This window comes from Azospirillum thermophilum (genome assembly GCF_003130795.1).
In the GTDB taxonomy this organism is placed as follows: domain Bacteria; phylum Pseudomonadota; class Alphaproteobacteria; order Azospirillales; family Azospirillaceae; genus Azospirillum; species Azospirillum thermophilum.
This window is the reverse complement of the sequence record NZ_CP029352.1, coordinates 46,028-69,081: the sequence shown is the minus strand read 5'-3', so window position 1 is coordinate 69,081 and position 23,054 is coordinate 46,028. Positions and strand designations below refer to the sequence as shown.

Genomic DNA, 23,054 nt, shown 5'->3' with positions numbered 1-23,054 from the left:
CCACCTCTGCGAACGGAAAGGCCGTGAACGGCAAGGCCCGCCTATTCGGCGGGCCTGTCCGCATCGACGGCGGTGGCGGGAACGGCCGTCGCCGGCCCGCCCGGCAGGTCGGCCTCCTGCGCCTTGTCCTCGAGCGTCTCGGGTTCGGCCCCGTTGGCGGGGTCGAGAATGACCCATTGGCGATCCTGGCTCATGGCGGCTCCATCGCGTGAAAAGTTCTCCCGGACCAGGACAACAGGCGAAGAGGCGATAGGTTCACTTCCCCAATCATTCGGTTGATAATCATCAGGGGCCTGCCGTCGGGGAGTCTGCGACGATCGGGCCGAACCGCTGTTGTGACGGATCCGCGGGGCGGGTGCCGGCTTTGCCCGTCAGGCTTCGCCGGGCCCGCCCCCGTACCGGGTCCGCCGCACCGCTTCAGCCTGGCGGCCGCCGGGCGCCGGCGCGGCCACAGCAGAAGGATTGCGCAATGACAAGGTGGATGATCGGTACCGCGACGGCGCTCGCCCTGATGGCCGGTCCGGCCTTCGCCGCGGGCACCTCGACCTCCGGCGCTCAGCAGCCGGCGGCGCAGAGCAGCGGCGCCAGCCGCGCGCTGTCCAACACTCCCTGCATCCCCGGAACCGCCGACGCCGGCTGCGCGCCGGGCACGCCCGGCACCTCGGGCACCGGCACCGCGACGGGGACGAGCGGCTCCAGCGGCAACTCCGGCGACAACTCCCCGACCGGCTCCCCGCAGGGCGACATGAGGCCGGGCGCCACGGGCGGGGACAGCCCGGCGGGCGGCTCCGGCTCCTCCAAAGGCATGACCGGCGGCGGCAGCGGCCAGTAGGGCGCCGGCCGGTCACGGGAACGGGGGGCGGGCGGGCGGCGCCTTCCCCCTTTTCTCATCCCTCCCTGACCAGCAGGGCGACCGGGAAGCGGTCGAACAGCGCCGCCGCCATCACGGCGTCCCCCCGTCCAGCACCGCGCCCGTCAGCGCGTTGCGCCAGCGGACGCCGCGGGGCAACGGGATGGCGGTATCCGCCCAGTCCGGCGCGGGACCCAGCGTGGCGACCAGCCGCGGCACCGCCACCACGACCGCCTGATCCTCCAGGCAGCGGGCATAGGCGACGACGTGCTCGGCGCGGCTGCCGGTGGCCTCCAGCGGGGTGTAGTCGCCGCGGCCGAACAGGTCCGGCCGCTCCGCCCGCAGGGCCAGTATCCGCCGGGTCACCGCCAGCTTCACCGCCCCGTCCTGCCAGCGGTCGAGCAGCGTCGCGATGGCGCCCTCGCCCTGCTCCAGCAGGCCCTCCACCTCGTCGAGCAGGCGGCTGCACTGCGCATAGTCGACCGGGCGGCGGTTGTCCGGGTCGACGAGGCTGAGGTTCCACAGCTCGCAACCCTGGTAGATGTCCGGCACGCCGGGGCAGGTCAGCTTCAGCAGCGTCTGCGACAGGCCGTTGACCATGCCGGCGCGCGCCAGCGCCGCCTGGAAGGGCAGGAAGGCCTCCAGGAAGGCGTTGCGGCGCGTGACGTCCAGCGCGTCGTGGATGAAGGCGATCACGGCGCCCTCATAGGCCTCGTTGGGGGAGGCCCAGGTGGAGCGGACCTTCGCCTCGCGCATCGACTTGGTCATGGCGCCGACGATGCGCTCGGCGAACTCGGTCATCGCCTGGGGATCGAGCCGGTCCGGGTCCGCCCCGGTGAACCCGGCCGGCCAGGCGCCGAGCAGGAGCTGGTAGAACAGATACTCGTCGTTGCGGTCGGGCGGGGCGGTGCCCTCGACGTCGCCGCGGCGGGCGCGCAGCAGGCGGCTCCAGGCCTGGAGCTGGCGCTCCCACTCCTCCGGCATCTCCGACAGGGCGTAGAGCCGGGCGCGGGTGTCCTCGCCGCGCTTGGTGTCGTGGGTGGTGCTGCCCAGCATGGCGTGCGGCCAGCCCTTCAGCCGGTCCTGGTTGGCGCGGTGGAAGGCGGAGACGGTGACGCCGAAATGGTCGGGGTGGCCGCCCACCTCGTTGAGGGCGACCAGCCGGTTGTAGCGGTAGAAGGCGGTGTCCTCCAGCCCCTTGGCCATCACCGGACCGCTGTACTGCTGGAAGCGCATGGCGAAGCGGATGACCCGCTGGCGGCTGTAGCCGCTGCGCGGCTCGCCCACCAGGTCGGTGGTCAGCAGTTTCTGCACGAAGTCGAAGACCGAGCCGTCCGGCCCCGGCTCCGCCCGCCGGGCCTGCGCCACCGCCCAGTCGATGTCGCGCCGGTCGAGCTCGGACGGCTTCCCGCCGTCGACGTAGGTGCGGTAGACGGGGAAGCGGGCGATCACCTCCTTCAGCGCCTGATGCAGGATGTTGGCGGTGAAGTCGGCGGTGCGCGGGCTGGAGCGGGCGATGCGCGCCGCCTCGCGCGCCAGGACCAGAAGCTCGCTCGCCATCTCGCTTTCCATGATGCGGATCTTGGCGAGGCGGACGACCTCCTCGAACGGCGTGCGGTCGCCGATGAAGCCGGCGTAGAGGCGGGAGAACGCCTCCTCCCCCCTGGCGTCGACGAACAGGCCGCCCATCAGGTTGGCGAACTCGTAGCCGGTGGTGCCGTCGATCGGCCAGTCCTCGCGCAGCCGCTCGTGCCGCGCCAGGATCTTCTCGACGACGAGGTAGAAGGGCGTGCCGGTCGCCTGGGTCAGACGGCAGCAATAGCCCTTGGGATCGTACAGCCCGTCGATGTGGTCGATGCGGATGCCGTCGAGCGTGCCGTCCTCCACCAGCCGCAGGACGAAGCGGTGGGCGACGTCGAACAGCTCCGGCTCGTCCATGCGCAGGCCGGCCAGCTCGTTGATGTTGAAGAAGCGGCGGTAGTTGATGTCGTCGGCCGCCACCTTGAAGTAGGCGACCCGCCAGTTCTGCCGGGCGATCAGGGCGTCGAGCCGGCTCCAGCTCTCCAGGTCCCCCGGCTCGCCGCGGAAGGCCTCCAGCCGCCGCTCCACCGCCTGGGCGACGTCGGGACGCTCCGCCACCAGGGCGGCGAGCTCGGCCTTCAGCGCCGCGGCGCGGTTGCGCTGGTGCGGCTGGGCGACGGCGAGGTTGGCGAAGGCATCGCCGATCCGCTCCAGGTCCGGGTGGTCGGTGCCCAGCACCATCACATAGTCGCCCGGCCGCACCGGCAGCTTGTGCGTGCCGTAGGCCCAGACGGCGAAGCAGCCGGCGGCGGCGTCGAAGCGCAGCTCCAGCCCGCCGGACTCCAGCACCGCGCCATACTGGTCGCCCAGCATCGGCACCAGCACCTTGCCCTGCAGGTAGCGGCGGTCGGACTCCCACTCGATGTCGAAATAGCCGGCATAGGGGCTGTCCGGCCCCCATTCCAGCGTATCGAGCCACCAGCCGTTGTCCGCTCCGCCGACCCCCATGTGGTTCGGCACGAAGTCGAGGATCTGGCCCAGGCCGTTGCGCTTCAGCGCCTCCACCAGCCGGCGGTAGGCGCCCTCGTCGCCCAGTTCGGGGTTCAGGGCGTTGTGGTCGACGATGTCATAGCCGTGGGTGCTGCCCGGCCGCGCCTTCATGTAGGGGGAGGCGTAGAGGTGGCTGACCCCCAGGCGGGCGATGTAGTCGGCGATCTCCGCTGTGCGGTCGAACCCGAAGTCGGCATTGAGCTGCACGCGGTAGGTCGCGCGGGGGATCGGCTTGCCGGCGGTGGACGGCATGGGGGCTCCTGGTGTTGGGGTGCGCCAGTTCAGCAGACGGGTCAGGGGGCGGGCGGGCGGTGGTCGGGCACGGCGGCGGGGCGCGCCGCACCCAGGATCGCGGCGACCGCCGCGGCTTCGGGAGAATCGGCGAACTCCTCCAGCGTCATGGACAGCTTGCGGCGCCAGTTCGGGTACTCGTCGACGGTCCCCGGCAGGTTGACCTGCTCCCGCTCGCCGGTCAGATCGTCGAGCTGGACCACCGCCAGGGCCGAGTCCGTCCGCGCCAGGAAGGCATGGACGGCATGGCCGAGGCTGTCGTCATAGGGGCTGTCGGGGCCGAAGCTGGCGGTCAGCGGCAGGCGCGCGTCGCGCAGGGCCTGGATCAGGCGGGTGCGGTCCTTGGCGCGGCGGTCGCGCTGGCGGTCCGCCTCCTCCTCGCCGGGATAGAGGCCCTTCTCCTCCTTCAGCGCGATGTCGTGCCCCTCCCACCAGCCGCGCAGCGTGGCGAGGTCGTGGCTGCCGACGGTGGCGAGCGCCAGCGCGGGGTACTCGTCCGGCCCCTTCAGGCTCTCGTCCTCGCGCCATTCGAAGAAGACCACCCGGTAGCTCAGAATGCCCGCCTCCGTCATCCGGTCGCGGAAGCCCTCGGGCACGGTGCCCAGGTCCTCCCCGACGACGAGGCAACGGTTGCGCTGGCTCTCCAGGGCCAGGATCCCGACGAGGTCGTCCATCGGGTAGGAGACATACGCCCCATCGGAGGGCGGCTTGCCCTCGGGTATCCAATAGACATGCTGAAGCGCCATGGCATGGTCGATGCGCAGCGCCCCGGCATGGCGCATGTTGGCCCGCACCAGCTCGATGAAGGGGCCGTAGCCGGCCTCGGTCAGCGCGTGGGGATGGAAGGGCGGCAGGCCCCAGCCCTGGCCGGCGGGGTTGAACAGGTCCGGCGGGGCGCCGACCTCCGCCCGGTCCACCACCACCTGGGGGCTGCTCCAGGTCTCCGCCCCCGACCGGTCGGCGCCGACCGCAAGGTCGCGGTAATAGCCGACCGCCATGCCGGTGTCCTCCGTCCGCCGGGCCGCCATGGCGAACTGGCAGTCCGCCACCCATTGCAGCCAGGCGAAGAAGTCGATGCGCCGCCGGTTCTCCGCGGCGAAGCGGTCGGCCTCCGGCCCGGCGGCGTCGCGGCAGCCCTCGGGCCAGCCGTGCCAGTCTGCCTTGCCTTGCGCGGCGAAATGCTCGCGCAGCGCCTGGAACCGGCAGAAGCGCTCCAGCCCTTCGCCCAGCTCGGCGCGGAAGGCGTCGAAGGCGGCGCGGCGTTCGGGGGAGGCGCCGGCCTCGAAGGCGTCGAACAGCATCTCCAGCACCGGCAGCTTCAGCGACGCCACCGCGGCGTAGTCGACCAGCTCCGACCGGCGGGCGTCCTCCAGCGCGCGGGTGAACGCCTCCGACGCGATGCGGGCGCGGGCGGGCTCGCACGCCATCAGCTCCGGCAGGGCGGTGACGTCGATGTAGAGCGGGTTGAGGAACAGGCGGCTCGCCGGCGAATAGGGGCTGACATGCGCCGGGTTGTCGAGGAACAGCGCATGCATCGGGTTCAGCCCGATCACCGCCGCCCCGCGCGCCGCCGCGATGTCGGTCAGCCGCATCAGGTCGCCGAAGTCGCCGATCCCCCAGTCGCCGGCGCTGCGCAGGGTGTAGAGCTGGACCGACAGGCCCCACAGCCGCTCGCCGAGCGCGATCGGCGCCGGCAGGTGGCAGCGCTCGGGCGTGGCGACCAGCGTCGTCGCGGCCTGCCGTCCGCCGGCTTCGACCGACAGCCGGTGATAGCCGGCGGGCGGCGCCTCGCCCAGCGGCAGACGGCGCAGTTCCACCGGGTGGCCGTCGAGGGCGGCGGTGCGGATCAGCGGCAGGTCGGCGAACGGCACGTCGCCCTGCCGCACCGTGCCGTCCTCCTGCGTCAGGGTCCAGCGCAGCGCGCCGGCGCCCTGGGGCAGCGTCACCGGGACGGCGAAGGGCGACTGGTCGACGCGCTGGACCACGACCGGCGGCAGGACGCGGGACAGCTCCGCCCGCTCCATCGCCTCCAGATGGCGGCCGGCCGCCTGCTCGTCCGGGGCGTCCACCCCCATGGCGGACAGCAGCGCGCGGATCGTCTCCTCGCTGGCCCGGACGGTCTCGCCGGCGGCGTTGCGGAACTCCGTCTCGATGCCCATCCGCTCGCCGAGCCGGTCGAGCGCCGAGGTGTCCTCCAGCGACCAGACCACCGACCAGCGGTCGAGCACGCCGTCGCGCACCCCGCCGCCCTCGGTCCACAGGATGCGGCCCGACGGTTCGGTCAGGCCGGGGACCGGCGTATCCGACAGGTTGGCGATCAGATGCAGCCGGCTGCCGTCGCCGAGCCGCCAGCAGATGCGGATCCCGCCGTTCCCCACCACCTCGAAGCGGGCGGTGCCGCCCGGCGCGCCGGCCAGCCGCGGCACGATCTCGCTCCGGCGCAGGGCCAGCATCCGGCGGTACCAGTCGAGCCACCGGGCATGCGGGGCCTTGTCGCGGTTCTCCCAGTCGAGGATGGCGGATTGGAAGGTGTCCGGCGCGGTCGGGTCGGGGATGCGCTTGCGCGCCTCCGGATCCTGGAACTCGGGGAACTTGGCGAACTCCTCCCGCCGGCCCTGGCGGACCGCCTCGGCCAGCTCCTCGCCGAAGTCGCAGAAGAAGGGGAAGGGCCGGGCGCTGCCCCATTCCTCGCCCATGAACAGCATGGGGACCTGCGGGCCGAGCAGATAGAGGCAGGCGGCGGCGCGCACCGCCTCCGGCTTGGCGATGGCGGTGATGCGGTCGCCGAAGGCGCGGTTGCCGATCTGGTCGTGGTTCTGCAGGAAGCCGACGAAGGCCGTCGGCGGCAGGTGGGCGGACGGCTCGCCGCGCGCCTCGCCGTCGCGATAGGCGGAGGGGTGGCCCTGGAAGGCGAAGCCCTCGGCCAGCGCGCGGGCGAGCTTCGTCGGGTCGTCGGCATAGTCGCTGTAGTAGCCGCCGGCCTCGCCGCTCGCGAAGCTGTGCAGCGCGTGGTGCAGGTCGTCGTTCCACTGGGCGGTGTGCCAGTGCGGATCGCCCTCGGCGTGGCGGGCGAGGAAGCGCGCCTGGTTGGCGTCGTTCTCCAGCACGAGATGGACGTGGCGGCGGCCCTGGAAGCGGTCGTGCACCCGCTCGGCCAGCTCCTCCAGGAAGTGCTTCGGTCCGTCGTCGAGGATGGCGTGGACGGCGTCGAAGCGCAGCCCGTCCAGATGGAACTCCTCCAGCCAGTAGAGCGAATTGTGGATGAAGAAGTTGCGCACCGCCGCGTTGCGCGGGCCGTCCACATTGATGGCGGCCCCCCAGGGGGTCTTGTGCCGGTCGGTGAAGAAGGCGTCGGCGTAGGCGTGCAGGTAGTTCCCGTCCGGCCCGAAATGGTTGTAGACGACGTCGAGGAAGACCATCAGCCCCCGCTCGTGGGCGGCGTCGACCAGGGCCTTCATGTCCTCCGGCCGGCCGTAGCGGGAGTCCGGGGCGAAGGGCAGCACGCCGTCATAGCCCCAGTTCCGCTCGCCGGGGAAATCGGCCACCGGCATCAGCTCGATCGCGGTGACGCCGAGCTCCACCAGATCGTCCAGCCGTTCGATGGCCGCGCGGAAGGTGCCTTCGGGGTGAAGGTGCCGACATGCAGCTCGTAAAGCACGGTCTCGTGCCAGGGCCGGCCGGTCCAGGCGGTGTCGCCCCAGCGGTAGAGTGTGGGGTCGATCACCTCCGACGGGCCATGCACGTCCTGCGGCTGGTAGCGCGAGGCCGGGTCGGGGACGCGCAGCCCGTCGGGCAACTCGAAGCTGTAGCGGGTGCCGGCATGGGCCTGGGAGGTCGTCCACTCGAACCAGCCGTCGCTGCGCCGCATCATCGGCAGCAGCGCGTGCGTCTCCTCCAGCCAGAGCGACACATGGTCGACCGTCGGCGCCCACAGCGCGAAGCGGACCGAGCCGTCCGGCAGCACCTGCGCGCCATAGGGCATCGAGTGGCTGCGCGTCCCGGCGGACCGCACGGCGACATGGTCGGCGACGTCCGGTCCGGCGTCGGCTCCCAGGATGCCCAGCACGCCGGCCAGCGGGATCGCCACCCAGTCCGGCCGGTTGGCCAGCTCGTAGCCGATCTCGTAGAAGGCCTTCTCCAGCAGGAACAGCTTGAGCAGGCAGCTCGCCGTCTCGCCGTCCCGCGGATAGCCGGGACAGTCGCCGATGGCCTCGCGGTAGCCGTCGACGAAGGCGTTGGTCGCCGCCCCCTCCCACCAGGCGATCCAGGACTCGCGGGAGGCGCGGGACGGCTCGTCGAGGTCGTCCGGCAGGGCGGCGCGGGCGGTGGCCGCGGCATAGGCGATGGAGCGCAGCATGCCGGCCACGTCGCGCAGGATGCAGTGCTTGGCTCGCCGTTCGGCCAGCGGGCGCATCGGCTCGCCCTCGAAATCGACGATCTGCACGTCGTCGCCGGCGACCAGCACCTGCCCCAGGTGGTAGTCGCCGTGCAGCCGCATGGCGGCCAGCGCGGCCCGTGCCGGGGTCAGCGCGTCGATCTGCGCCATCACCGTCCCCTCGGCGTCGGCGAGCGAGCGGGCATAGGCGGCGGTCGCCCCGTCGAGCCGCGGGATCGACTGGCGGAGCTGCTCCATCACCCGGCGGGCGAGCCGCCGCACGCCGTCGGCCCAGGCGGAGACCGTCTCGCGGGTCGCCGGCTCCGGCGTGAAGGCGGGATCGTCGCCGGGAGTGGCGAGCGCCCGGTGCAGTTCGGCCGTGCGTCGCCCGAGCAGGCGGAGCAGGGCGGTCGCCTGCTGGTCCTGCGCCGCGTCGGAATCGTCGAAGCGGGTGACCCGCCGGCTCAGCCGTCCGGTCACCCGGCTCCAGCCGTCCTCCGCCCCCTGGACGAGCCCCTGCAGCACGCACAGCGTGGTGTTGCCCGAGCTGCTGGTGCGCTCGACCCAGCCGAGCAGCGGCGGGGTGTTGGGGAACTTCGCGACCTCGGTCAGGAAGCGCGACATCTCCAGCTCCGGATGCATGCCGGGTTCGAGCTTGCGGATGCCCTTCAGGATGGCGGCGTCGCCGACGCGGATGGAGGTGTTGGACTGCTCGGCGCTCGACCGCCGCAGCGGCGCCTCCGGCCCGATGCGGTCGAGCACCGCCTCGCAGGCGCCGGTGCGCTGGCCGCTCAGCCCGGCGGAGGGGGCGGCCCCGCTGCGGATCGCCTCCAGGAAGGCGCGGATCACCGCATCCTCGCCATAGCCGTCGCGCAGGTCCCCGGCCCAGGGCAGGGCGTCGGCCGCGGCGACCAGCGTGGCGGGATCGCCGCCGCTGCCGCCGCGGTCGAGGATCAGGGGAAGCTGGTAGAGCTGGGGGTCGCGCCCCGGCGGCTCCACCCGCAGGAGGCAGAGCTGTGCCGACCCGCCCGGAAGCGGCAGGGGCAGCGCATCGACCACGCGCACCACCGGCCGTCCCGCATCCTTCGCCGCATACCAGCGGCGCGTCAGCAGGAAATCGGGGAGCAGCGTGTCCTGGAGGAGGGACAGCGCCTCCCCTTCCAGCGGGCCGGGGAAAGCGTTCGGTTTGGGCGCGGTCGGCAAGAGACGTCTCCGTGTTGAGCGCTTGTACGGCCCTCGCTCAACACTTCAGGTGACGGTTCCTCCCGCACGGGCAAAAAGACTATCGCCGAAAGACAGGTGGTATGGCCGGTGGACTCCTACACGGTCCGGGGGTGGTGGGGCAGCCGGGCGAGCTTGCCGATCCGTTCCGCCACCTGCAGGGCTTCCACCACGTCGTCCAGCCGGCCGGCCTGCATCAGGTTGTGGGCGTGGGTGTTCAGCGCCGCGACGATGGCCCGCTCGTCGCTCACCCCCCGGGCGGGCTGGCCGTCGGGGTCGAGCACCACGGCGCCGAGAGCCGCCAGCGCCTCCGCCGAGAGGTTCACCGCCTCCGACAGATCCTCATCCTCCTGGTCCGCGGCGCCGAGCACCGGCTCCAGCAATTCGGCAAGAAGGGTTTCGTCCATGGCGGCGGTCCTCGGGCTGGGCACGTCTGTCGGCCGGAAGCGCGTTACCATTGCAAAACAGCGCAGCGGGCGACCTGTCCCGCCGGCTATCCGTCCGTCCACATATGGTAAACGCGGTCAGGGGCCGCAAATGGGACCGCCCGCCCCGTCTGGCAAGGGTGCCGCGTGCGGGGGTGCCGTCAAGTCGCCTGACGGGGGAGGGCGGCGGTGCCGGTGGGGGATGGCCCAGCGGGCCTCCCCCTCACCCCTCCATCACCGTCTCGACCTCCGGCAGGTCGGAGAGGCGGCGGGCGAGCTTCTCGGTGCAGAGGATTTCCAGGATGCCGAAGCCGGCATTGGGGGCGATGGCGTGCAGGTCGCCCGCCATGCCGTTCTCGCCGGCGAAGCGCTTCACGCGCTCGACCATCGCGTCGCGTTCCGGCCGGCCGGGGCGCAGGCCGGGCAGGGGGCGGGTGAAATGGATGCGGAAGCGTTTGAACATCGCGTGCGCCACGGCGCGTCATTCCTTGTGGCTGCCTCCGCGTCGCGGGCGGTGGCGTTCGGATCCGATGCTCCGGTGTCGCATGGCAGCCCCGCCGCAGGCAAGCCCCCGCCCGGCCGGAGGGCGTCAGCCCTTGCGGGAGCCGCCGGAGCCGCCTTCCACGTTCCCGGCCCCGGCGCGGGTGCCGCCGAAGCGGTCGGCGCCCTTGGCGTCAGGCGCGTCCGGCTTCTTGTGGTTGCCGGTGTTCTGCTGGTCGTCGGTGTGCTTGACCGTCTCTTCGGTGTGCGGCTGCTTGGTCATGGGCGGGTCCCCTTCCGGTTGTCGGTCGGCCGTGATCGGCGCTGCCTCCTACAACCGGCCGAGGTCCCGTTGGTTTCCCGGCCCGCCCGGCTTTTCGACCGGCCCTACAGCCGGCGCAACGCCAGGTCGATCGCCGGGCGCAGCATCGAGGCGGCGGCATAGCCGATCTCCACCACCTCCTCCGCCCGGTCGAACTCCAGGATGCCGACATGGCCGAGCCGGGGGCGATCAGCACGTCCGGCGGTTCGCCGGCGAGGCGGGAGCGGGTGATGCGGTCCTGCATGATGTCGATCGAGCCCGCCATCACCTCCAGCACGTTGGGCACCGGCTCGCAGGCATGGTCGAGCTGGTCGGCGAGGAAGCGGGTGCGGCGGCTGGGCCGGCGGCCGAGCCAGGAGGAAATCTGCCCGGTGAGCTGCGACAGGGCGGGGGAGGTGGCATCGCCCGCGGCGGCGGCCGGCACCGCCACCTCGTCCAGGGCGGCCTCCTTCTCCGCCTCCTTCGCTGCCGCGGCCTTGGCGGCCGCCTCCTTCGCGGCCATCTCGGCGCGGCTCGCCTTGCCGGGCCGGGCGAGCGGCGCCAGTTCGCTGTTCAGGTTGACCGCCACCACCACGTCGGCGCCGAGCGCCCGGCAGAGCGAGACCGGCACCGGGTTGACCATCGCCCCGTCGACCAGCCAGCGCCCGTCGAGCCGCACCGCCGGGAACAGGCCGGGCATGGCGGCGGAGGCCTGGACGGCCTCCAGCAGCGGCCCCTCGCGCAGCCAGATCTCGCGGCCGGTGGACAGGTCGGTCGCCACCGTGGCGAAGGGGCGCGGCAGATCCTCGATCCGCACGCTGCTGCGGTCGTTGCGGAACCGCTCGAAGGCGCGTTCGGTGGAGACGAGGCCGCCCTTGCGGAAGGTCAGGTCGATGATGCCGAGCAGCCCGAGCAGCCCCATGCTCTGCGCCCAGCCCTGCAGCTCGTCGAGCTGGTCCGTCAGGTAGGCGGCGCCGACCGCGGCGCCGATGGACGTGCCGCAGATGATCTCCGGCTTGATGCCCATTTCCTCCAGCGCCCGCAGCACGCCGATATGGGCCCAGCCGCGGGCCGCCCCGCTGCCGAGCGCAAGCCCGATCTTCAAGCCGCTCACCCGTGCTTCCTCCGGTCTCCGCGAATGGGCCCGTCCTCTATCCGCCCGTTCTCTATCTAAGAGTAGCCTGGGCTTGGCGGAAGGTGCCATTCGGGGCACGCCGCCCGCACCGGCGCCGGTCCCCCGCCGGCGGCTTGCGCCGCGGCCGTCCCGGCCCGACATGGTCCTCTACCCCGATCGATCGCGCAGGTCATGTGGCATTTTGGTGTCACTCCGTCGGGAAGAGTTTTGCGGTGCGGTACGTTAACCACACATCAACTGGTAAGGCGTTTATTGCTTCGCACATACTCAGTGTCAGGACCGGCGGGGACGTGCCATGACCAACGAACTGAAGAGCTTCAAGAAGGATTGGCAGCGCTGGTCGCCGGCGGAGAGGCTCGCGGCGGTGACGCTGCTGATCGTGCTCGCCGTCGTCCTGGGCGGCCCGGTGACCATCGGCTTGCTGTGAGGCAGCATCGGACTGTTGCAATCCTGCAATAGTCCGCCGTGACCCTGCGCGGCAGGGCCGACCCAGGCACCGGGTGTGTCGCAACCCAGGCAGCCCGGGGCCATGATCGGGGCACCCGGGGTGTCGTGAAAGCCGGCCGAGGCCGGATCCCGTTTACGGGCTATTAACCCAGCGAAATTAGGTTAAAATGGCATGGACAGGCCCTGGCGCACATCTTCGTGCGTCTTGGCGGACGCCCCGTCCTGTCGTCGGGGCCGTATCGCCTGGTCGGCTTGTCCCGCCCGGTTCTGCCCCTTCACTGGAAAAGCCCTGCTGGACACGCCAATGACGATTTCCGCCCAGTCTTCCGTGATGGAGCAGAAGCTCTTGAGACAGCGCCTGGATGCTGCCCTGGCCGAAGCCGCACAGCCCCTGTCGCGCGAGGAGGTGACGGAGATCGTCCGCTCCATCCTCGGCAGCATGGACGGGGACATCTCCGCGACCGACCTGCGCCTCTACAAGGAGGTGGTCGACCTCGCGAAGTACATCGAGAACGCCAAGCGCGAGCTGGCCGCGATCCAGCCCGAGGACATCAAGGACGAGCATATCCGCAGCGCCACCGACGAGCTCGACGCGGTGATCGGCGCCACGGAGAAGGCGACCTTCGCGATCTTCGACGCCTGCGACGCGATCAGCGCCTCCGCCGGCAAGTCCGACCCCGAGACCGCCGCCCTGCTGAACGACCAGGTCACCAAGATCTACGAGGCCTGCAACTTCCAGGACATTACCGGCCAGCGCATCAGCAAGGTCGTGCGCACGCTGAAATACATCGAATCCAAGGTGGACATGATCGTCGCCGCCTTCGGCAGCGAGGTCCGGCAGAACCACGCCCCGCGCATCGCGCGGCTGGCGGCGGAGCAGGGGGCGGAGGCCCCGGCCCCGGCCTTCACCCCGATGAGCGAGGAGGAGGCGGACCAGCAGCTCCTCCACGGGCCGCAGCTTCCGGGCAACGCGATGGACCAGGACGAGATCGACCGCCTGCTGGCGAGCTTCGACTGACGCCATGGCCGCCGCCGGCTCCCCCCTTTCCGGCCGCGCCGGCCTTCCCGGCGCCAAACCGGGCGGTGGCTTGCCGGGCGGCGCGTCCGGCCGGGGGGCGGTTGCCGCCGGCAACCCGAACAACGGCAGCATCGTGCTCCTGCTGTCGCTGTTCCTGCTGCTTCTGGTCTTCTTCATCGTCCTCAACGCCCATTCCGTGCAGACCGTGCAGAAGGTGAAGGCGGTCGCCGCCTCGCTGGAGCGCAGCTTCCCCTCCTTCACCGTCGATCCGCGGCTGCGCCACGGCAGCGATCCGGTGGCCTCGCGCGCCGGCACCGTCTTCGCGGTGGAACGGCTGGACGGCGTCGGCACCCTGTTCGCCACCGCCGTCGCCGTCGCCAAGGTCGAGGTGGTGTCGCCCGGCCGCCTGCTGGAAGTGCGGCTGCCGGCCGACGACCTGTTCGTTCCGGGCACCGCGACCCTGCGACCCGACCGTCAGGGGCTGATCGACCGCGTGGTGCTGGCGCTCCGCGAGTCCCGCCAGGGCGAGCGGATCGAGCTGGACGCCCTGCTGGCGATCGGCCCGACCGGCCAGCCGAGCCAGCCGCCCGGACCGGTGGCGCGTGCCGGCGCCCTTGCCCGCGCCCTGGTCGAGGACGGCGCCCCGCCCGGGGCGGTGACCGTGGGGATCGAGCGCGGCGAGCCCGGCTCCACCCGCCTGCTGTTCAGCCTGCGCCTCGCCGACGAGCCGCGTACCGCGGCGACCGCCCGGCGGAAGGGGGGCTGATGCTGCAGAGCCCGCTGATCCGCGTCCCGAAGCCGACCGACCGCCATGCCGGCGCCCGCCGGACCATGTGGCTGATCAGTTTCACCGACCTGATCTCCCTGCTGCTCGCCTTCTTCGTGCTGATGTATTCCATGGGCGAGCCCGAGACCCAGCGCTGGGTCGGTCTGGTCCAGGGGCTGGCGGAGCGGGTGCCGGCCGCCCGCTCGACCGCCCAGACGCCGACCGGCCTGCCCGCCGAGCCGCATGCCGCCTTCAACGCGCAGGCGGTGGAGCCGAAGGCGGCGATGGACCTGAACTATCTCGGCGCCCTGCTGCGCGCCCAGACCGCGGCGAATGCCGAACTGGCGGTGCTGGAGGTGCGGCGCGAGGACGACCGGGTGGTGATCGGCCTGCCGGGCGAGCGGATGTTCGATGCGAGCGGCGGCGCCTTTACCGACGAGGGGCGCCGCCTGTTGTACCTGCTGGGCGCGGTGGTCGCCCGGCTGGGCAACCGGATCGAGGTGGTGGGCCATGCCGAGCGCGAGGACCAGAGCGGCGGCTTCGCCTGGGAACGCGCGCTGACCCGCGCGGTGGCGGTGGCGGCGGCGCTGCGCGAGACGGGATACCGCCGTGATCTGGTCGCCCGCAGCGTGATGGCCCCGGCCGCGGCGCCCGGCCGGGTGCGGGTCGATGTGGTGGTGCGCGAGGACGGAGCGGACTGACGCGATGGCACGGCGTGGGGCGGCATATCGGCACTGGCTCGGCGGCTTCGCGGCCGCGGCGGCCCTGCTCGTCCTGCCGCAGGTGACGCTGGCCGCCGTTCCCCTCCGTGCCGCCGCCCACAAGGATTTCGGCCGCATGGTCTTCGACTGGCCGGAGCGGGTGGAGTTCTCCGCCAGGGCCGAGGGCGGCAAGCTGGTGCTGAGCTTCGACCGGCCGGTGGACGCGCCGGTGGAGCGGGCGGTGGCGGCGCTGCCGGACTATCTGGCCGCCGGCCGCATCGCCGGTGACGGCAGGACGGTCGAGTTCGACCTGAAGCGGCCGGTCACCGTCAAGAGCTTCCGCAACGGCAACTCGGTCGCCGTGGATCTGGCGCCCGCCTCCGGGGCGTCGTCCGCGGCGGCGCAGGCGCCGGCACAGGCTCAACCCCCCGCGCAGTCTCCGGTCCAGCCCGCGGCGGAGGCGGCGAAGCCGGTCCCCTCGGCCGGGCGGGTGGCGGTGCGGGCGAGCGACGATCCCAACCAGAGCCGCGTCGCCTTCGACTGGCCGGCCCCGGTGGATTACTCGGTCAAGCGCGACGGCGCCTCCGTCACGGTGGAATTCGCCAAGGGGGGAACCGCGGATCTGTCGCGCGCCGCCAAGGCGGCGCTGCGCAACGTCCGCAACATCGAGCAGTTCCGCCTGCCCAACGGCGGGCTGGCCGTCACCTTCGCGGTCCCTCAGGATTCGGAGGTCAAGGACAGCCGCTCCGGCAGGACGGTGGTGCTGGACGTGCTGAACGCCGGTACGCGCAAGGCTGCCGACAAGGCCGCCCCGGCGACGGAACCGTCCGCCCAGCCTGCGTCCCCGGCCGGTGCCACCACGACCGGCGTGCGGCCGGAACCGGCGGCCCCGCCACCCGCCGCCCCGCCACCCGCTGCACAGTCTCCGGCCGCTCCGCCGCGCGAGTCCGTGCCGAAGGCGCCGACGGGTATCGCCTCCACCCTGTCCGGCTCCTCCAGCCAGGGGGCCAACGCCGCCCAGGCCGCCGAGCCGGCGCCTGCCGCCAGCCAGACCGAAGCCAAGCCGCAGGCCGAGGCGCCGAAGGGGCCGACCCTGGTCTTCGACACCGGCGGGCCGGCCTCCATCGCCGTCTATCCGCGGGCGGGCCATCTCTACATCGTGTTCGACCGGCCGCTGCCGATCGGCGCCGGCAGGATCGTCGGCGCCGGTGCGGAGCTGATGGGATCGGTCGAGCCGGTTCCGGCGACCGGCGGCACCGCCTTCCGGACCAAGATCGGGCCGATGATCTGGCCGAAGGTGGAGCGTCAGGGGACGGTCTGGCGCATCGTGCCGTCGACGCGGCTGGCCAGCGTCGGGCTGGGCGACCTGCGGATCGACGCCGAACCGGACTTCCTGCTGGGCGCCCGCCTGCTGGTGCGTGCGCCCGACGCGGCGTCGGTCGTGCAACTGTCCGATCCGGAGGTCGGCGACCGTATCCAGGTGGTGCCGCTGCCGGCGCCGGGATCGGCGGTGGTGGAGGCGCGGCGCTACCCGGACCTCGAGGTGCTGAGCTCCTTCCAGGGCGTGGCGATACGCCCGATCTCCGACAACATCACGGTGCGGCCGGTGAAGGAGGGGGTGGAGCTGACGGCGGCCGGCGGCCTGCACATGTCGCCGATGGCCGACGCCGGCAACCCGGCCATCTCTCCGCCCGCCGCCCCGCTTCCCGCCACCCCGCCGCAGGCGGTCGCCACCGCCGCCGCTCCGCCGCAGGGCGGCGCCTCGCGCAGCCTGGAGCCGCCGAAGGCCGCGGCCCCTCAGCCGCAGGGGCGCCGGCTGTTCAACCTGCCGGCCTGGAAGCACGGCGACCTCGACCATTACACCGAGGCGCGCCAGAACCTGCAGCTCGCCATCGTCAACGCCCCGGAGTCCGAGCGGCCGAAGGCGCAGCTCGACCTCGCGCGCTTCTACTTCGCCCACGGATTCGGGCAGGAGACGCTGGGCATGCTCGACGTGCTGCAGCAGAACCAGCCGGACCTGGAGGGCTGGCCGGAGTTCCGGGCGTTGCGCGGCGCGGCGCGGGTGCTGGCCGGCGACACGGCCGGCGCCCTGGCCGACCTGAACTCTCCGGATCTGGCGAACAATCCGGAGGCGGCGCTGTGGCGCGCGGCGGTGTCGGCCGATATGCGCGACTGGCCGGCGGCGCAGGCCGGCTTCAAGGCGGGCAGCGCGATCCTCAACTCCTATCCCGAACCGATCCTCAGCAAGCTCGCCCTGCGCGCGGCCGAGGCGGCGCTGGAAACCCGCGACCCCGCCACGGCCAAGCGCCTGCTCGACCGCATCGTCGAGCGCGGCGACCCCGAATCCGAGGAACGGCCGGAGGTGCAGTATCTCCGCGGGCTCTACTTCGCCCAGACCGGCGAGACGGAGCGGGCGCGCGAGCAGTTGACCGCCGCCTACAACAGCTTCGACCGGTTCTACCGCGCCAAGGCCGGGCTGGCGCTGGTCAACCTGGAGGTGGGCGAGGGCCGGATGTCGCCGTCCGCCGCGGCCGAGCAGCTCGCCGGCCTGACCTTCACCTGGCGCGGCGACGATCTGGAGGTGCAGATCCGCCAGCGCATGGGCGAGGTGCTGATCGCCGGGGGCAAATATGCCGAAGGCTTCAACAGCATGAAGGAGACGGCGGCGCTGCTCGCCGACACGCCGCGGGCCGAGGCGATCACCCGGGACATGTCGCGCATCTTCGCCGATCTGTTCAAGGACGGTGCATCCAAGCTGCCGACGCTGGAGGCGCTGCAGCTCTACGACCAGTTCCGCGAGCTGACCCCGGTCGGCGAGGCCGGCGACGAGGTGATCCGCCAGCTTGCCGAGCGGCTGATCGCGGTGGATCTGCTGAACCGGGCCGCCGACCTTATCCAGCACCAGGTGGAATACCGGCTGTCGGGCATGGACAAGGCGCGCTTCGGCACCCGCCTCGCCTCCATCCGGCTGCTCGACAACAAGCCGGAGCAGGCGCTGCAGGCGCTGGAGCTGTCGAACGTGCCGGGCATGCCCGAGGATCTGCTGGCCGAGCGCCGGCTGATGCAGGCCAAGGCCCTGTCGGAACTGAACCGCGGCGATGAGGCGATGCAGCTCCTCGCCCAGGACGACAGCACCAACGCCAACCTGCTGCGCATCGACATCGCCTGGAAGGGCCAGAAGTGGGACTCCGCGGCCATCGCGCTCGCCAAGGTGATCGGCCCGCCGCCGGCCCCCGGCCAGCCGATGGATGCCGGCAAGTCGCAGCTCGTGCTCAACCGCGCGGTCGCCCTGGCGCTGGCCGGCGACGGCACCGGGCTCAACCAGCTCCGCAAGGAGTTCGAGGGTGCGATGAGGGGCGGCCCGAACGAGGACGCCTTCCGCGTGCTGACCCGCCCCGAACAGGCGATGGGCCTGATCGACGTCGGCACCATCCGCTCCCGCGTCGCGGAAGTGGATATGTTCAAGAGCTTCCTGAAGAACTATCGGGGCAGGCAGACCCCGAACAAGCCGACGAGCTGAGCCGGGCCGGCGCGTCGGGTGCCGGGTCGGGCGCCGGTTGCGTGGGGCGGCTGCGCGGCGGCTCCGCCGGCAGCCGCGTCGCCCGCTACAGCTGCACCTGCGTGCCCAGCTCCACCACCCGGTTGGGCGGCAGGCGGAAGAAGTCGGTGGCGCTGACCGAGGTGCGGGCCATCAGGACGAACAGCTTCTCGCGCCACAGCGCCATCTGCGAGTTCATCTGCGGGATCAGCGTCTCGCGGCCGAGGAAGAAGGACGTCTGCATGACGTCGAACTCCAGCCCGAAGGCCTTGCACAGGCGCAGCGCCTTGGGGATGTTCGGCTCCTGCGAGAAGCCGTAGCGGACGGTCAGGCGGTAGAAGCCGTCGGCCAGCCCCTCCACCACCACGCGCTCCTTGGCCGGGACGCGCGGCACGTCCTCCACCACCACCGTCACGAAGACGACGCGCTCGTGCATCACCTGATTGTGCTTCAGGTTGTGCAGCAGGGCGATCGGCACGGTGTTGGAGCTGGAGGTCATGAAGACCGCCGTGCCCTTCACCCGGTGGATGTCGGTCGACTTGGCCTGGCGCTGCACGAAGGCGTCGAGCGGCAGGGACTCCTCCGCCAGCCGCTGGCCCAGCACCGCGCGGCCGCGGCGCCAGGTGGACATCAGCCCGACGGTGATGGCGGCGATCACCAGCGGGACCCAGCCGCCATGCGGGATCTTCACCGCGTTGGCCGCGAAGAAGGACAGGTCCACCGACAGGAACAGGGCGCCGAGCGTGAGGCAGAGCGGCAGGCTCCACTTCCAGCGGATATGGGCGACGACCAGCGCCAGGATGGTGGTGATGATCATGTCGCCGGTGACCGCGATGCCGTAGGCGGCGGCCAGCTTGCTGGAGGACTGGAACCACAGGACCAGCCCGATGATGGCGAGCAGCAGGCCCCAGTTGGCGCGCGGGATGTAGATCTGCCCCTCCTCCTCGCTGGAGGTGTGGCGGATGTGCAGGCGCGGGCAGAGGCCGAGCTGGACGGCCTGCCGGGTCAGCGAGAAGACGCCGGAGATGACGGCCTGGCTGGCGATGACGGTCGCCGCGGTGGACAGCGCGATCAGCGGGTAGAGCCCCCAATCGGGCGCCAGCAGATAGAAGGGGCTGCGCACCGCTTCCGGATCGGTCAGCAGCAGGGCGCACTGCCCGAGATAGTTCAGCAGCAGCGCCGGCAGCACCACGCACAGCCAGGCGAGCTTGATCGGCAGGCGGCCGAAATGGCCCATGTCGGCGTAGAGCGCCTCGCCGCCGGTCACCGCCAGCACGACCGCGCCCAGCACGAGGAAGCCGACCGCCCCGTTGGCCTGGAAGAAGCCGACGGCATAGCGCGGGTCGAAGGCGGCGAGGATGCCCGGCTGCTGCACGACCTCGATCAGCCCCAGCATGCCGAGCGTGGTGAACCATGTCATCATGATCGGGCCGAACAGCGCGCCGACCCGGGTGGTCCCGTGGCTCTGGATGGTGAAGAGCGCGATCAGGATGGCGATGGTCAGCGGGACCACCACCGACTCCAGCGCCGGCTCCGCCACCTCCAGCCCTTCCACGGCCGACAGCACGGACATGGCGGGGGTGATCATGCCGTCGCCGTAGAACAGCGCCGCGCCGCACAGGCCGAGGATCATCAGGAAGCTGAGCTTCCCGGTGGAGTCCGGCCGGCTGTTGGTCGCCAGAGCCAGCAGCGACAGGATGCCGCCCTCGCCCTTGTTGTCGGCCCGCATGACGAACAGGACGTACTTCACCGTCACGACGATGATCAGCGCCCAGAACACCAGGGACATGATCCCCATGATGTTGTCCGGCGTCAGCGGCAGCCCGTGCTCCCCCCGAAGCATTCGCGCAGGGTATAGAGCGGGCTCGTCCCGATGTCGCCGAAGACGACGCCCAAGGCGCCGAGCGTCAACGTCGCCAGCTTTCCCGTATCGGGCGCCGCGGCCTTCAAAGTAGAGTCTGTCATGCGGTCGGATGAGGTCCGTGTTTTGCCCAGACGGGGACGAAGATAACCACCGGGACGAAGATAACCTCGGATCTTGCGGCCGGCACCACCCCGAACCCTTGCCGGACCGGTGTCCGGACTGCGGGACGGCGCCTGCCCGTCTGAACCTCATACGCGTTTCCGCCGGTCGACGCCAGCGAGTCTTGCACCCGCCGCCGGGCGGGGGCGGGGGCTGCGACGAAGTGCGCAGCCGCCCGGATATACCATCTTGACGCTAAACCGTCCCGAAGCTGCGGGCGAGCGAGCCGGCGATCAGATGCCAGCCGTCGACCAGGACGAAGAAGATGATCTTGAAGGGAATCGCCACCATGGTCGGCGGCAGCATCATCATGCCCATCGACATCAGGATGGAGGACACCACCATGTCGATGATCAGGAAGGGCAGGAACAGCAGGAACCCGATCTCGAACGCCCGCTTGATTTCCGAGATCATGAAGGCCGGCACCAGCACATGCAGCGGGGTCTGCGAGGGCTCCTGCAAGGTCTCGATCCGCGCCATGTCGAGGAACAGCCGCAGGTCCTTCTCGCCGGTGTGGTTCAGCATGAACTCCCGCAGCGGCGCCGTCGTGCGGCGGAAGGCCTCCATCTCGTCGATGTCCTGGTTGATCAGCGGCTGGATGCCCTGGGTGTAGCTGCGCTCGAACACCGGGGCCATGACGAAGAAGGTCAGGAACAGCGCCAGCGACACCATGACGGTGTTCGGCGGCACCTGCTGCACGCCGAGGGCCGAGCGCAGGAAGGACAGCACGATCACGATGCGGGTGAAGGCCGTCATCATGATGAGGATCGACGGGGCGAGCGACAGCACCGTCATCAGCGCGATGAGCTGGACGATGCGCCCGGTGGTGGTGCCGCCGGCGTCGCCCAGGTCGAAGGTCACGCTCTGCGCCAGGGCCGGCGGGGCGAGCAGGGCGCCCGCCGTCCCGAGGACGAGCGCCAGCAGGCCGGCCAGCGCCAGCCTCTTGCCGAGGTCGCGGCCGGTCATGGCGCGCCGTCCTCCTCGCCGTGCGGCCGGGCATGCGGGGCCGCTTCCGCCAGGGCGTGGAGGAACTCCTCCTGCACGCCGGATTCGACCAGAAGGTCGCCGGCGGCGCTCAGCAGGATCAGGTGCTCGCGGTTGTCGCGGCGGACCAGCACCAGGCGCCGCTTGGCGTCCAGCGGCAGGATCTCCACCACGCCGAGGCGGCGGTGCCGGGCGGCGGCGGTGGTGGCACCCCCCAGCCCCATGCGGCGCATCATCCAGGCCACCGCGACGATCAGCGCGACGACGAAGAGAAGGGCGGCGGCGAAACGGACGTACTGGTCAAGGTCCATGGGTCAGGACGGCGTGTCTTGCGGGGGAGGGGCGGGACGGTCGGGACCGGAGCCGCTCGCCGCGCCCGGGCTGCCGTCCGGCGCGGCGGCGCGGCGGTAGAGGGCGGAGGCGCGCTGCCGGGCGGTGTGCGGGTCGGGCCGGCCTTCGGCCGCCTCGGCGAGGGCGGCGGCCAGCGCGGCGTGCTGGGCGGACAGCGCCTTTCCCAGGGCGTCCAGCGCGTCCAGCAGGTTCTGCAGATGGACGACGGCCGGGGCGGCCTCCGCCCGCGGCAGCCGCTGCGCGGCGGCACACAGCTCGGCCGCCCGCGCCTCCAGCCCCGAGAGGTCGAGCGGGGCGCCGGACTCGGCCTGGGTCCGCGCCTCGTCGAGGGCGGCGGCCAGCGTGGCGATGTCGCGCAGCAGCGGAGCGGGCGCGGTCATGCGTCGTCTCCGGGTTCGGGCGGCTCCGGTTCGGGCGGCCCCGGTTCGGGCGGAAAGGTGCCGTTGGCGCGGTAGACATAGGCGAGGATCTCGGCGACCGCGGCGATCGCCTCCACCGGGATGTCGCTGTCGACGTCCACCGCCGCCAGCACCTCCACCAGATCGGCGTCCTCGCGCACCTTCACGCCGTTGGCGAAGGCGATCTCCAGGATCTGCTCGGCCACCGTGCCCTTGCCGGTGGCGACGATCCGCGGCAGCGTGTTGGTGCCCAGCTCGTACTTCAGCGCCACCGCGACCGGCCGGGGGGCCGGGCGGCCAGCCGGACGGGACTGGCGGGAAGCGACGGAGTCTCGGGGCGACGCGGCCAAGGAAAACCTGCCGTTGGGCCAGATGCGATCCGCGCATCCTGGCCCAACAGGCTTAATGAAGTATGAAGGCCTCCTCCGAAGGTCAGGCCTACTGCTTTTGCGGCGTGCCGGCCGGCGCCTGGTTCATCATGCCGCCCTGCCCCATATGGCCCGGGTTCATGTGGCCCGGGTTCATGTGGCCGGGGTTCATGTGGCCCTGGCCCATCGCCCCGGCGCCCATCCCGCCGGGTCCCATGGCGGCGGCGCCCTGCACGGTGACGTCGACGGTCAGCCGTCCGGCCTTCTCGAAGACCAGCGTGACCGGGAAGCGCGCCCCCTCGGTCAGCGGCTGCTTCAGGCCGAGGAACATGACGTGCAGCCCGCCCGGCTTCAGCATGACGGGGGAGCCCGGCGGCAGCTCGATGGCGTCGACCGGGCGCATCTTCATCACGCCGTTGTCCATCAGGTGGGTGTGCAGCTCGGTCTTGTCGGCCACCGGGCTCTCGGCGGCGACCAGCCGGTCGGCGGCGGCGCCCTGGTTGGTCAGGGTCAGGAAGGCGGCCCCGGCCTTGGCGGCGGGGGCGCCGGCGCGCGCCCAGGCGTCGGTGGCGGCCACGCCCTCGGCGGCGGCGGCCGGTCCGCACAGGGCGCCCAGGGCAACGGTGGCGGCGACGGCGACGGCGGCAAGTCTGGCGATCATGGTTGGTTCCCGGTTGCGTTCTTCTTGGACGCCGGCCACCCTAGCCAGCCGGAGATTGCAGGTCCAGACGGCCGAAGGGCATGGCCGGGCATCGCGCGCCGGTCCGGATTCATCCTTCATTAACGCAAAGGGACGACCATCGGGCCTGAT

The 23,054-nt window shown here is 71.8% G+C and carries 18 protein-coding genes and 1 pseudogene; 6 read left to right on the top strand and 13 right to left on the bottom strand.

What is annotated here, in order from left to right:
* Positions 1–41: 41 nt before the first annotated feature.
* The gene (locus DEW08_RS30915; RefSeq protein WP_168220213.1) at positions 42–194 is read right to left on the bottom strand and encodes a hypothetical protein; all 153 of its coding nucleotides are present in this window, start codon (positions 192–194) and stop codon (positions 42–44) included.
* 287 nt (positions 195–481) lie between these two features.
* Here DEW08_RS30915 and DEW08_RS00310 point away from each other — a divergent pair, with 287 nt between their 5' ends.
* Positions 482–832, top strand: coding sequence for a hypothetical protein (locus tag DEW08_RS00310; RefSeq protein WP_109323559.1), 351 nt, complete (start codon positions 482–484; stop codon positions 830–832).
* A gap of 111 nt (positions 833–943) precedes the next feature.
* Here the strand turns inward: DEW08_RS00310 and treY are convergent, their stop codons facing one another.
* The 6 genes from treY to DEW08_RS00285 form a co-directional block, all read right to left on the bottom strand.
* Positions 944–3,673, bottom strand: a complete 2,730-nt coding sequence (gene treY, locus DEW08_RS00305; protein WP_245986030.1) for a malto-oligosyltrehalose synthase — start codon at positions 3,671–3,673, stop codon at positions 944–946.
* 41 nt (positions 3,674–3,714) lie between these two features.
* A complete protein-coding gene (gene treZ, locus DEW08_RS31800; RefSeq protein WP_245986029.1) occupies positions 3,715–7,293 on the bottom strand; it encodes a malto-oligosyltrehalose trehalohydrolase in 3,579 nt (1,192 codons plus the stop codon).
* Positions 7,263–9,290, bottom strand: coding sequence for a putative maltokinase (locus DEW08_RS31795; protein WP_245986027.1), 2,028 nt, complete (start codon positions 9,288–9,290; stop codon positions 7,263–7,265). Before DEW08_RS31795 ends, treZ begins: the two co-directional genes overlap by 31 nt.
* Before the next feature lie 116 nt (positions 9,291–9,406).
* Positions 9,407–9,715, bottom strand: a complete 309-nt coding sequence (locus DEW08_RS00295) for a hypothetical protein (protein ID WP_109323558.1) — start codon at positions 9,713–9,715, stop codon at positions 9,407–9,409.
* Between the two features lie 241 nt (positions 9,716–9,956).
* Positions 9,957–10,208 (bottom strand): hypothetical protein, encoded by a 252-nt coding sequence (locus DEW08_RS00290; protein WP_109323557.1) that lies wholly within the window; start codon positions 10,206–10,208, stop codon positions 9,957–9,959.
* Between the two features lie 199 nt (positions 10,209–10,407).
* Positions 10,408–11,628 (bottom strand): patatin-like phospholipase family protein, encoded by a 1,221-nt coding sequence (locus tag DEW08_RS00285; protein ID WP_281262030.1) that lies wholly within the window; start codon positions 11,626–11,628, stop codon positions 10,408–10,410.
* Positions 11,629–11,944: 316 nt separating this feature from the next.
* Between DEW08_RS00285 and DEW08_RS33040 the strand changes: the two genes are divergently transcribed.
* From DEW08_RS33040 to DEW08_RS00265, 5 genes are all read left to right on the top strand, one after another.
* The gene (locus tag DEW08_RS33040) at positions 11,945–12,076 is read left to right on the top strand and encodes a hypothetical protein (RefSeq protein WP_281262029.1); all 132 of its coding nucleotides are present in this window, start codon (positions 11,945–11,947) and stop codon (positions 12,074–12,076) included.
* A gap of 324 nt (positions 12,077–12,400) precedes the next feature.
* Entirely contained in the window at positions 12,401–13,114 is a 714-nt protein-coding gene (locus DEW08_RS00280) for a protein phosphatase CheZ (RefSeq protein ID WP_109323556.1), read from the top strand.
* Between the two features lie 4 nt (positions 13,115–13,118).
* A complete protein-coding gene (locus DEW08_RS00275; protein WP_245986026.1) occupies positions 13,119–13,880 on the top strand; it encodes a hypothetical protein in 762 nt (253 codons plus the stop codon).
* Positions 13,880–14,581: an OmpA/MotB family protein gene (locus DEW08_RS00270; protein WP_109323554.1), complete on the top strand. Its 702-nt coding sequence runs from the start codon at positions 13,880–13,882 to the stop codon at positions 14,579–14,581. Before DEW08_RS00275 ends, DEW08_RS00270 begins: the two co-directional genes overlap by 1 nt.
* Before the next feature lie 4 nt (positions 14,582–14,585).
* Positions 14,586–18,101 carry a tetratricopeptide repeat protein gene (locus DEW08_RS00265; protein WP_109323552.1) on the top strand — a complete coding sequence of 1,172 codons (3,516 nt, stop codon included), beginning with the start codon at positions 14,586–14,588 and terminating at the stop codon, positions 18,099–18,101.
* 85 nt (positions 18,102–18,186) lie between these two features.
* Here the strand turns inward: DEW08_RS00265 and DEW08_RS00260 are convergent.
* The 6 genes and pseudogenes from DEW08_RS00260 to DEW08_RS00235 form a co-directional block, all read right to left on the bottom strand.
* A pseudogene (locus DEW08_RS00260) lies at positions 18,187–20,084 on the bottom strand (potassium transporter Kup).
* A 253-nt stretch (positions 20,085–20,337) separates the two neighbouring features.
* Positions 20,338–21,108, bottom strand: coding sequence for a flagellar type III secretion system pore protein FliP (gene fliP / locus DEW08_RS00255; RefSeq protein ID WP_168220211.1), 771 nt, complete (start codon positions 21,106–21,108; stop codon positions 20,338–20,340).
* Positions 21,105–21,437 (bottom strand): FliO/MopB family protein, encoded by a 333-nt coding sequence (locus tag DEW08_RS00250; protein ID WP_109323551.1) that lies wholly within the window; start codon positions 21,435–21,437, stop codon positions 21,105–21,107. Before DEW08_RS00250 ends, fliP begins: the two co-directional genes overlap by 4 nt.
* A gap of 3 nt (positions 21,438–21,440) precedes the next feature.
* A complete protein-coding gene (locus DEW08_RS00245; RefSeq protein WP_109323550.1) occupies positions 21,441–21,857 on the bottom strand; it encodes a hypothetical protein in 417 nt (138 codons plus the stop codon).
* Positions 21,854–22,147, bottom strand: coding sequence for an EscU/YscU/HrcU family type III secretion system export apparatus switch protein (locus tag DEW08_RS00240; RefSeq protein ID WP_245986025.1), 294 nt, complete (start codon positions 22,145–22,147; stop codon positions 21,854–21,856). Before DEW08_RS00240 ends, DEW08_RS00245 begins: the two co-directional genes overlap by 4 nt.
* A gap of 166 nt (positions 22,148–22,313) precedes the next feature.
* Positions 22,314–22,904: a copper chaperone PCu(A)C gene (locus DEW08_RS00235; RefSeq protein ID WP_109323544.1), complete on the bottom strand. Its 591-nt coding sequence runs from the start codon at positions 22,902–22,904 to the stop codon at positions 22,314–22,316.
* Between the last annotated feature and the right edge of the window lie 150 nt (positions 22,905–23,054).

Excerpts from the sequence above, each read along its gene's own strand:
- DEW08_RS30915 (WP_168220213.1), bottom strand. The coding sequence starts at position 194 with ATGAGCCAGGATCGCCAATGGGTCATTCTCGACCCCGCCAACGGGGCC.
- DEW08_RS00310 (WP_109323559.1), top strand. The coding sequence starts at position 482 with ATGATCGGTACCGCGACGGCGCTCGCCCTGATGGCCGGTCCGGCCTTC.
- treY (WP_245986030.1), bottom strand. The coding sequence starts at position 3,673 with ATGCCGTCCACCGCCGGCAAGCCGATCCCCCGCGCGACCTACCGCGTG.
- DEW08_RS00295 (WP_109323558.1), bottom strand. The coding sequence starts at position 9,715 with ATGGACGAAACCCTTCTTGCCGAATTGCTGGAGCCGGTGCTCGGCGCC.
- DEW08_RS33040 (WP_281262029.1), top strand. The coding sequence starts at position 11,945 with ATGACCAACGAACTGAAGAGCTTCAAGAAGGATTGGCAGCGCTGGTCG.
- DEW08_RS00280 (WP_109323556.1), top strand. The coding sequence starts at position 12,401 with ATGACGATTTCCGCCCAGTCTTCCGTGATGGAGCAGAAGCTCTTGAGA.
- DEW08_RS00275 (WP_245986026.1), top strand. The coding sequence starts at position 13,119 with ATGGCCGCCGCCGGCTCCCCCCTTTCCGGCCGCGCCGGCCTTCCCGGC.
- DEW08_RS00270 (WP_109323554.1), top strand. The coding sequence starts at position 13,880 with ATGCTGCAGAGCCCGCTGATCCGCGTCCCGAAGCCGACCGACCGCCAT.
- DEW08_RS00265 (WP_109323552.1), top strand. The coding sequence starts at position 14,586 with ATGGCACGGCGTGGGGCGGCATATCGGCACTGGCTCGGCGGCTTCGCG.
- fliP (WP_168220211.1), bottom strand. The coding sequence starts at position 21,108 with ATGACCGGCCGCGACCTCGGCAAGAGGCTGGCGCTGGCCGGCCTGCTG.
- DEW08_RS00250 (WP_109323551.1), bottom strand. The coding sequence starts at position 21,437 with ATGGACCTTGACCAGTACGTCCGTTTCGCCGCCGCCCTTCTCTTCGTC.
- DEW08_RS00245 (WP_109323550.1), bottom strand. The coding sequence starts at position 21,857 with ATGACCGCGCCCGCTCCGCTGCTGCGCGACATCGCCACGCTGGCCGCC.
- DEW08_RS00235 (WP_109323544.1), bottom strand. The coding sequence starts at position 22,904 with ATGATCGCCAGACTTGCCGCCGTCGCCGTCGCCGCCACCGTTGCCCTG.